Annotated in this window: 10 protein-coding genes; 8 read left to right on the top strand and 2 right to left on the bottom strand. The window is 63.1% G+C overall.

The features are described from left to right. The 7 genes from EOA28_RS15200 to sufA form a co-directional block, all read left to right on the top strand. Positions 1–817 (top strand): aminotransferase class V-fold PLP-dependent enzyme (locus EOA28_RS15200; protein ID WP_128315018.1); only part of this gene is annotated, 817 nt, incomplete at its 5' end. A gap of 190 nt (positions 818–1,007) precedes the next feature. After that, complete coding sequence (gene sufB / locus EOA28_RS15195) at positions 1,008–2,528, top strand: Fe-S cluster assembly protein SufB (protein WP_127250862.1); 1,521 nt, start codon at positions 1,008–1,010, stop codon at positions 2,526–2,528. A 26-nt stretch (positions 2,529–2,554) separates the two neighbouring features. After that, complete coding sequence (sufC, locus tag EOA28_RS15190; protein ID WP_127250863.1) at positions 2,555–3,310, top strand: Fe-S cluster assembly ATPase SufC; 756 nt, start codon at positions 2,555–2,557, stop codon at positions 3,308–3,310. Between the two features lie 25 nt (positions 3,311–3,335). Beyond that, positions 3,336–4,607, top strand: a complete 1,272-nt coding sequence (gene sufD / locus EOA28_RS15185; protein WP_127250864.1) for a Fe-S cluster assembly protein SufD — start codon at positions 3,336–3,338, stop codon at positions 4,605–4,607. A 96-nt stretch (positions 4,608–4,703) separates the two neighbouring features. Continuing rightward, the gene (locus tag EOA28_RS15180; protein ID WP_127250865.1) at positions 4,704–5,945 is read left to right on the top strand and encodes a cysteine desulfurase; all 1,242 of its coding nucleotides are present in this window, start codon (positions 4,704–4,706) and stop codon (positions 5,943–5,945) included. Between the two features lie 5 nt (positions 5,946–5,950). After that, the gene (locus EOA28_RS15175) at positions 5,951–6,343 is read left to right on the top strand and encodes an SUF system Fe-S cluster assembly protein (RefSeq protein WP_127250866.1); all 393 of its coding nucleotides are present in this window, start codon (positions 5,951–5,953) and stop codon (positions 6,341–6,343) included. A 93-nt stretch (positions 6,344–6,436) separates the two neighbouring features. Continuing rightward, positions 6,437–6,817 carry a Fe-S cluster assembly scaffold SufA gene (sufA, locus tag EOA28_RS15170; protein WP_127250867.1) on the top strand — a complete coding sequence of 127 codons (381 nt, stop codon included), beginning with the start codon at positions 6,437–6,439 and terminating at the stop codon, positions 6,815–6,817. A 179-nt stretch (positions 6,818–6,996) separates the two neighbouring features. Here sufA and EOA28_RS15165 read toward each other — a convergent pair whose 3' ends face one another. Further along, positions 6,997–7,494 (bottom strand): GFA family protein, encoded by a 498-nt coding sequence (locus EOA28_RS15165; RefSeq protein WP_126082471.1) that lies wholly within the window; start codon positions 7,492–7,494, stop codon positions 6,997–6,999. A gap of 89 nt (positions 7,495–7,583) precedes the next feature. Between EOA28_RS15165 and EOA28_RS15160 the strand changes: the two genes are divergently transcribed. Then, the gene (locus EOA28_RS15160; RefSeq protein WP_127250868.1) at positions 7,584–7,907 is read left to right on the top strand and encodes a TfoX/Sxy family protein; all 324 of its coding nucleotides are present in this window, start codon (positions 7,584–7,586) and stop codon (positions 7,905–7,907) included. A 208-nt stretch (positions 7,908–8,115) separates the two neighbouring features. Here the strand turns inward: EOA28_RS15160 and EOA28_RS15155 are convergent. Further along, positions 8,116–8,834, bottom strand: a 719-nt coding sequence (locus EOA28_RS15155) for a pseudouridine-5'-phosphate glycosidase (RefSeq protein WP_148670723.1), incomplete at its 5' end; no start/stop codon positions are given.

Genomic DNA, 8,834 nt, shown 5'->3' with positions numbered 1-8,834 from the left:
GGTGACGAGGATCGGCGTTGACAGCAACGGCATCGCCGATATCGAGGCGCTTGCTGCTGCGCTTGCTCAGCATGACAAGGCGGCTGGCCTGCCGCTGGTGGCGATCCACGCCGCCAACAATGAGACCGGCGTTGTCCAGCCGGTCGGTCGCATTGCCGAGATCGTCAAGGCCGCCGGCGGGGTGCTGGTCGTCGACGCCGTGCAGGCCGCCGGGCGGATTCCGCTCAATATGTCAGTTCCTTATGCCGATTACCTGATCCTGTCCTCGCACAAGATCGGCGGTCCCAAGGGCGTCGGCGCGATCGTCGCCGCGTCCGACCTGATGATGCCGCGGCCGCTGGTCAATGGCGGCGGCCAGGAGAAGGGCCATCGCGCCGGGACGGAAAACGTTGCCGGGATCGCCGGTTTCGGCGCCGCCGCGCGGGCAGCGCTTGCCGGCCTCGGCAATATGGACGCCATCGCGCGCCGGCGCGACGAGGTCGAAGCCATCGTGACCGAACTGGCGCCGGACGCGGAAATCTTCGGAAATGGCGCTCAGAGGCTTGCCAACACGACATTCTTCGCTATTCCCGGCGTCAAGGCCGAGACGGCGCAGATCGCTTTCGATCTTGCCGGCGTCGCGCTGTCGGCGGGCTCGGCCTGCTCATCGGGAAAGGTCGGGCCAAGCCATGTGCTGAAGGCCATGGGCCATGGCGACAGCTTGGGCGCCTTGCGCGTGTCGATCGGCCGCGCGACCGGCGCCGAGGAGATAGAGGCCTTCCGGGCCGCGCTGGCGGGCATCGTCGCGCGCCGGGCGGGTAAGGAAGAAGCCGCCTGACGGCGGCGAAGACGAATTCAGGCCCTGCGGCCTGGTAGAGTGGTGCGTTTTGTCCTGGCCGGGTGAATTTCCGGCGGATACGCACTATATGGAGCTTACTCCGCTGCGCACCCCTGCCGGGATGCGATCACAGCGGTGCCATAGTTTGAAAACTGCCGGGCCTTGACCCCGGCGTGGATGGAGAACGCTTATGCCTGCTGTGCAGGAGACGATCGATCGAGTCCGAAAGATCGACGTCGACCAGTATAAATACGGATTCCAGACAGAGATCGAGATGGACAAGGCCCCGAAGGGCCTGAGCGAGGACATCATTCGCTTCATCTCGGCCAAGAAGGATGAGCCGGACTGGATGCTGGAATGGCGTCTGGGGGCCTATCGCCGCTGGCTGACGCTGGAAGAGCCGACCTGGGCGCGCGTCCACTATCCGAAGATCGACTTCCAGGACATTTATTACTACGCCGCGCCGAAGAGCACGCCGGGGCCGAAGTCGCTGAGAGAAGTCGACCCTGAACTGCTCAAGGTCTATGAAAAGCTCGGCATTCCGCTCAAGGAGCAGGAAATCCTGGCCGGCGTGCAGAAGCTCGCGGCGGTGGACGAGGAAGCGGAGATAGGCGACAACGTCTACAAGTCCGGCCGCGTCGCGGTCGACGCCGTGTTCGATTCGGTTTCCGTGGTCACCACCTTCAAGGAAGAGCTCGCCAAGGCGGGCGTCATCTTCTGCTCGATCTCGGAAGCGATCCGCGAGCATTCGGAACTGGTCAAGAAATATCTCGGCTCCGTGGTGCCGACCTCGGACAATTTTTACGCGACGTTGAACTCGGCCGTGTTCACCGACGGTTCCTTCGTCTTCGTGCCGAAGGGCGTGCGCTGCCCGATGGAATTGTCGACCTATTTCCGCATCAACGAGAAGAACACCGGCCAGTTCGAGCGCACGCTGATCATCGCCGAGGAGGGGGCTTACGTCTCCTATCTCGAAGGCTGCACGGCGCCGCAGCGCGACGAGAACCAGCTGCACGCGGCGGTGGTCGAGTTGATCGCGCTCGACGATGCCGAGATCAAATATTCAACGGTGCAAAACTGGTATCCCGGCGACGCCGAGGGCAAGGGCGGCATCTACAATTTCGTCACCAAGCGCGGCGACTGCCGCGGCGACCGCTCGAAGATCTCGTGGACGCAGGTCGAGACGGGTTCGGCCATCACCTGGAAATATCCGAGCTGCATCCTGCGCGGCGACGATTCCTCGGGCGAGTTCTATTCGATCGCGGTGTCGAACGGCTATCAGCAGGTCGATAGCGGCACCAAGATGATCCATCTCGGCAAGAACACGTCGAGCCGCATCATCTCCAAGGGCATCGCCGCCGGCTTCTCGCAGAACACCTATCGCGGCCAGGTCTCGGCGCACCGCAAGGCGGCCAACGCGCGCAACTTCACCAATTGCGACTCGCTTTTGATCGGCGACCAGTGCGGCGCGCACACCGTGCCTTACATGGAAGCCAAGAACGCGACGGCGAAGTTCGAGCACGAGGCGACGACGTCGAAGATTTCCGAGGACCAGAAGTTCTACGTCATGCAGCGCGGCATCCCCGAAGAGGAAGCGATCGCGCTGATCGTCAACGGCTTCGTCAAGGATGTCATCCAGCAGCTGCCGATGGAGTTCGCCGTCGAGGCGCAGAAGCTGATCGGCATCAGCCTCGAGGGTTCGGTCGGCTGACCGCAAAAGTTATTCAGGAAGAAACTATGCTTGAGATCAGGAATTTGCATGCGCGCATCGTCGATGACGGCACCGAGATCATCCGCGGCCTGAACCTGACGGTGAAAGCCGGCGAGGTCGCCGCCATCATGGGTCCGAACGGCTCGGGCAAGTCGACGTTGTCCTATATCCTCGCCGGCCGCGAGGACTATGAGGTCACCGAGGGCGACATCCTCTATAACGGCCAGTCGATCCTCGAAATGGACCCGGCCGAACGCGCCACCGCCGGCATCTTCCTCGCTTTCCAGTATCCGATGGAGATACCGGGCGTGGCGACCATGGAATTCCTGAAAGTGGCGATGAACGAGCAGCGCAAGGCGCGCGGCGAGGAGCCGCTCAAGGTGCCGGAGTTCCTCAAGCGCGTGAAGGAAGCCGCGGCTTCGCTCAGCATGGACATGAACATGCTGAAGCGGCCGCTCAATGTCGGCTTCTCCGGCGGGGAAAAGAAGCGCGCCGAGATCCTGCAGATGAAGCTGCTGGAGCCAAAACTCTGCGTGCTCGACGAGACCGATTCCGGCCTCGACATCGACGCGCTGAAGATCGTGTCCGATGGCGTCAATGCGCTGCGTTCGCCGGAGCGCGCCATCGTCGTCATCACCCACTACCAGCGCCTGCTCGAGCACATCGTGCCGGATTCGGTGCACGTGCTCTACAAGGGCCAGGTCATCAAGTCGGGCGACAAGTCGCTGGCGCTCGATCTCGAGGCCAACGGCTATGCCGGTGTGATAGGCGAAGCCGCGTAAGATGGGAGCGGTCGAGGCGAAAGTCATGAACATGCATGCACAGCCCCAGCGGACCTTGGCCGAGATGGCGCTGATCGACGCCTTTGGCGAGCGGCTGTCGCAACTGCCCGGCGACGGCGCCGTGATGGTCAAGCGCGACGACGCGATCGAGGCGATCAAGCACGGCCTGCCGACGCGGCGCGTCGAATCCTGGCATTACACGGACCTGCGGCGGTTGCTGACCAACGTGCCGGCCTTCGAGGCCGACGCCGTGGCCAAGGCACTTGCGCCGGTTCTTGAAGGGTCGGCCGTGCTGCCTGTGCTGAACGGAGTTTCGCAGGCGAAGCTGCCGGAGATCGACGGCGTCACGGTGCAGCGCCTGTCGGAAAAGCTGACCGACGGCAGCGTCGCGCCGGGACTCGATCCCTATGGCGACGACGATGCGATCGGCGCTCTCAACACCGCCTTCGTCGCCGACGGCTATTTCGTCGATATCGCCGACGGTGCCGAGCTGGAAAAGCCGATCGAATTGCAGAACCTGCAGGCTGGCGGCCAGTCGCATGTGCGGCTGTTGGCGCGTGTCGGGGCCGGCGCCAAGGCGGTCATCGTCGAGCGCCAGACGGGCGAGGGCGACGAGGCGCTGGTCTCGTCGGTCAGCCAGCTCGTGGTCGGTGACGGCGCGGAAGTGACCTGGCTGATCGTGCAGGAGCAGCCGGATACAGCCACGCATCTCGCCCAGTTCAAGGCGCATATCGGCAAGGATGCCAAGCTGACGCTGTTCGTGATGAATGCCGGCGGCAGGCTCGTTCGCCAGGAGGTCGTCGTCAGGACGACGGGCGAGGGCGCCGATTTCAAACTGCGCGGCATCAACCTTCTTGCCGGCGACACGCATACCGACACCACCATGGTGCTCGACCATGCCGTGCCGCACACGACGTCTACGGAAGTGATCCGCAATGTGGTGACCGGCAAGGCGCGCGGCGTCTTCCAGGGCCGCATCAACGTGCATCAATATGCGCAGAAAACCAATGCCAAGATGGCCTGCAACACGCTGCTTCTGTCGGATGACGGCGAGTTCTCGACCAAGCCGGAGCTGGAGATCTTCGCCGACGACGTGGTCTGCGGCCACGGCGCGACGGTCACCGAGATCGACCATAACCATCTGTTCTACCTGATGGCGCGCGGTATCGACGAAAAGTCGGCGCGGGGCCTTCTGGTGAAGGCGTTCGTGGCCGAAGTGATCGAGGAACTTGACGACGAGGCACTCGTCGAAGCGCTGGAAGAGCGGCTCGACGGCTGGTTTTCGACGCATGGCTAACGCCTAGCCTTCTCCCCGTTCACGGGGAGAAGGTGGCCCGAAGGGCCGGATGAGGGGTGCGTGACAGAGTGAGGCGGTGCCTCGGAAGAGCTTGTGATGGACCAGAAGATCGAAACCACCCCCTACGACGTCGAGGCGATCCGCCGCGACTTCCCGATCCTGTCGCGAGAAGTCTATGGCAAGAAGCTGGTCTATCTCGACAACGGCGCCTCGGCGCAGAAGCCGCAGGTGGTGCTCGATACGATCCAGCATGCCTATAGCCAAGAATACGCCAACGTCCATCGCGGCCTGCATTTCCTGTCCAACGCCGCGACCGACGCCTATGAGAACGCGCGCAAGTCCGTGCAGCGTTTTCTCAATGCGCCGAGCACCGACAACATCGTCTTCACCTCCAACACCACTTCGGCGATCAACACGGTCGCTTACGGCTATGGCATGCCGAGGATCGGCGAGGGCGACGAGATCGTGCTGTCGATCATGGAGCACCATTCCAATATCGTGCCTTGGCATTTCATCCGCGAGCGGCAGGGCGCGAAGCTGGTCTGGGTGCCGGTCGACGATCTCGGCGCCTTCCATATCGAGGAATTCGAAAAGCGGCTGACCTCGCGCACGAAACTGGTCGCCATCACGCAGATGTCCAACGCGCTAGGCACGGTGACGCCGATCAAGGAGATCGTGCGCATCGCGCATGCGCGTGGAATTCCTGTCCTCGTGGACGGCAGCCAGAGCGCCGTCCATATGCCGATCGACGTGCAGGACCTCGACTGCGATTTCTTCGTCTTCACCGGCCACAAGGTCTACGGCCCGTCGGGCATCGGCGTGCTCTATGGCAAGAAGGATCGGCTGGAAGAGATGCGGCCCTTCATGGGCGGCGGCGAGATGATCGAGGAAGTGACTGAGGATATCGTCACCTACAACGATCCGCCGCACCGTTTCGAGGCCGGCACGCCGCCGATCGTACAGGCGATCGGCCTGGGTGCCGCGCTCGACTACATGGAAAAAATCGGCCGCAAACGCATCGCGGGGCACGAGGCGGACCTCAAGACCTACGCGCACGAGCGGCTGCGGGCGATTAATTCGCTGCGCATCTTTGGCGACGCGCCGGGCAAGGGCGCCATCATCTCGTTCGAATTGCAGGGTATCCATGCGCATGACGTGTCGATGGTGATCGACCGGCAAGGTGTTGCCGTCCGCGCGGGCACGCATTGCGCCCAGCCGCTGTTGAAACGCTTCGGCGTCACCTCCACATGCAGGGCATCGTTCGGCATGTATAATACGAGGGCCGAAGTGGACGCTTTGGCCGAGGCGCTGGAAAAGGCGCGAAAGTTCTTCGGGTGATGATCATGGACGATGTGAGCGCGACCGCAGAGACTGTGCCGGAAACGGTGGGTAACAGCGTCGTTTCGGCCTCGGCGATCCCCGCCGACGAGCTGGCGCGGCTGACCGACGACATCGTTTCCGCGCTGAAGACGGTCTACGACCCGGAAATCCCGGCCGACATCTATGAGCTCGGCCTGGTCTACAAGATCGACATCGAGGACGACCGTTCGGTCAAGATCGACATGACCCTGACCGCGCCGGGCTGCCCGGTGGCCGGTGAAATGCCCGGATGGGTCGAGAATGCCGTCGGCGCCGTCGAAGGCGTTTCCGGTGTCGAGGTGAACATGGTGTTCGATCCGCCCTGGACGCCCGACCGCATGTCGGAAGAGGCGCAGGTCGCGGTGGGTTGGTATTGAGACCGGTACCCTTGCGCCTCGGGTAAAACTTCACCATTTTAGGTGAGAATCATTCGGCAGGCCTTGAACCTGCAGGGAATGGAGAAGGAAAATATGGGACGCTTCGCCGTCATCACGATGACCGAAAAGGCCGCCGACCGCGTGCGCGAGATCGTCGCAACGCGTGACAACGCGCATGGCATCCGCCTCGGCATCAAGAAGGGCGGTTGCGCGGGCATGGAATACACCATCGATCTGGTGATCGAGCCGAACGTCAAGGACGACCACATCGAGCGCGACGGCGCGCATGTCTATGTCGCGCCGGAAGCCGCGCTCTTCCTGTTCGGCACCGAGATGGATTTCGAGCAGACGACGCTGCGCACCGGCTTTACCTTCAAGAACCCGAACCAGAGCTCGGCCTGCGGCTGCGGCGAATCCGTAGAATTGAAGCCGGCCGACCTCAAGGCGCTGGCTGAGGCGCGCGCGTCGGCCTGATCTTCCTTCGCCCCGTTTACGGGGAGAAGGTGGCCCGAAGGGCCGGATGAGGGGTAGGTGCGAAGTTTTGAGAGGCTGGCGCAGCCTGCCGGCGTTCGTCATTCCAAAAGCCAAGCAATTGGCTTTTCGTCCGCTTCGCGGACCACACCTCACCTCCCCGTAGAACGGGCAGAAGAAAGCTAATCGACCCACATGCCCGTGCGCTTATGCCAGTCGGCGATCGATTCCTCTGGATAGACCTCGAAGACCTTGTCCTTCTTGCCGATCACCGGCTCGACCCAGTTCGCTTTGTATTTCAGCATCAGATGCACCTTTTCCGGTGGCTTCGGCAGGTCGGTGTCGATTGCCGAGGCGAAGGGATGGACAAGCTCCGGCCAGGTCGGGTCGTAGAGCCAGAGGGCCGAGCCGCATTTGCGACAGAAATTGCGCTCGCCGGTCGAGACCTCGCAATGCGGATGCTCGTCATCCTCGATTTCGGCGCGATAGACGCCGAGGCTGCGCTTGCCCGTGATTTTCAAGGTGTCGTAGTCGGCGCCGAGATTGATGGCGAAACCGCCGCCGCCCTGCTGCTTGCGGCAGATCGAGCAGTAGCAGAGCATGAACGGCACCGGCGTGTGGCTATCCACCTCGAACCGGACGGCGCCGCAGCGGCAGGAGCCTTTGAGCAGGACAGGCATGGCGGGAACTCCGTTTTCAGGTCTCAACCTGTCAGCATGCCTTTGGTTGCGGCGATGACAAGGCCGATGGCGGATGAGATCATCGCGCCATGGATAATACGCGCCTCGAAGAACTGTTCGAAAGCCTGGGCCCGATCAGCATCCGAAAACTGTTCGGCGGTAAGGGCATCTATTGCGACGGCGTCATCGTCGCGGTGGTGGTGCGCGGCGAACTGCTGCTCAAGGCGGATGAGGAAACCATTCCCGATTTCGAGGCCGCCGGCTGCAGCCAGTGGACCTATACCGGCTCGCGCCACGGCAAGGACGTGGCGATGCCCTATTGGAGCGTGCCCGACGAGGCGTTCGACGATCCGGACGAGATGGCCGTGTGGGCGCGGCGTGCTTATGAGGCGGGAAGACGAGCGGGGAAGTGATTTGATCCGTTATTGAACACTACGAAGGGCACGTCGAGGCCGCCCCCTCATCCGGCCGCTTCGCGGCCACCTTCTCCCCAGCTGGGGAGAAGAGGTTGGCGCAGGGGCTGGCAGCTCCTCTCCCCTCGGGGAGAGGTCGGATTGCCCCGAATTGCTCTTCGCAATTCGGCCTTGGCAATCCGGGTGAGGGGGCCTTCGACGTGTGCCCTTACAGTGCCTTCGCGATCTCCGCCGCCAGCCGGGCATTGTTCTCGACCAGCGCGATGTTGGTCTTGAGGCTGCGGCCGCCGGTGAGTTCGAGGATCTTCGACAAGAGGAAGGGCGTCACCGCCTTGCCGGTGACATTCTGCGCCTCGGCGGCCTTCTGCGCGGCGTCGATATAGCCGGCCATTTCGTCGGCCGGGATCTCGTCATTCTGCGGCACGGGATTGGCGACCAGAATGCCGCCGCCCAGGCCCAGCGCCTGGCGCGTGCGGTAGAAATGGGCGATGTCCCCAGGCGCCTGCAGCGTCAGCGGCGCGCGGAAGGGTGACTGCCTCGACCAGAAGGCCGGCATCGTCTCGCTGCCATGGCCGATGACCGGCACGCCGCGTGTCTCCAGCACTTCCAGCGTCTTTTCGATGTCGAGGATCGCCTTGGCGCCGGCCGAGACGACGATGACCGGCGTGCGCGCCAGCTCGTCGAGGTCGGCCGAGATATCAAAACTCTTTTCGGCGCCCTTGTGGACGCCGCCGATGCCGCCGGTGGCGAACACTTTTATGCCGGCCATGTGCGCGGCAATCATCGTGGCCGCAACCGTGGTGCCGCCGGTGCGCTTTTGAGCGACCGCGAAGCCGAGATCGGCGCGCGACAGCTTCATGGCGTCGCCCGTCATGGCAAGCGATTCGCGTTCGCCGTCCGAGAGGCCGATCTTGATGCGGCCGCTGT

The organism is Mesorhizobium sp. M2A.F.Ca.ET.067.02.1.1 (assembly GCF_004023285.1).
Lineage (GTDB): Bacteria > Pseudomonadota > Alphaproteobacteria > Rhizobiales > Rhizobiaceae > Mesorhizobium.
The sequence above is the reverse complement of the archived record's forward strand: the minus strand, read 5'-3'. Positions and strand labels throughout refer to the sequence as shown.

Excerpts from the sequence above, each read along its gene's own strand:
- sufB (WP_127250862.1), top strand. The coding sequence starts at position 1,008 with ATGCCTGCTGTGCAGGAGACGATCGATCGAGTCCGAAAGATCGACGTC.
- sufC (WP_127250863.1), top strand. The coding sequence starts at position 2,555 with ATGCTTGAGATCAGGAATTTGCATGCGCGCATCGTCGATGACGGCACC.
- sufD (WP_127250864.1), top strand. The coding sequence starts at position 3,336 with ATGAACATGCATGCACAGCCCCAGCGGACCTTGGCCGAGATGGCGCTG.
- EOA28_RS15180 (WP_127250865.1), top strand. The coding sequence starts at position 4,704 with ATGGACCAGAAGATCGAAACCACCCCCTACGACGTCGAGGCGATCCGC.
- EOA28_RS15175 (WP_127250866.1), top strand. The coding sequence starts at position 5,951 with ATGGACGATGTGAGCGCGACCGCAGAGACTGTGCCGGAAACGGTGGGT.
- sufA (WP_127250867.1), top strand. The coding sequence starts at position 6,437 with ATGGGACGCTTCGCCGTCATCACGATGACCGAAAAGGCCGCCGACCGC.
- EOA28_RS15165 (WP_126082471.1), bottom strand. The coding sequence starts at position 7,494 with ATGCCTGTCCTGCTCAAAGGCTCCTGCCGCTGCGGCGCCGTCCGGTTC.
- EOA28_RS15160 (WP_127250868.1), top strand. The coding sequence starts at position 7,584 with ATGGATAATACGCGCCTCGAAGAACTGTTCGAAAGCCTGGGCCCGATC.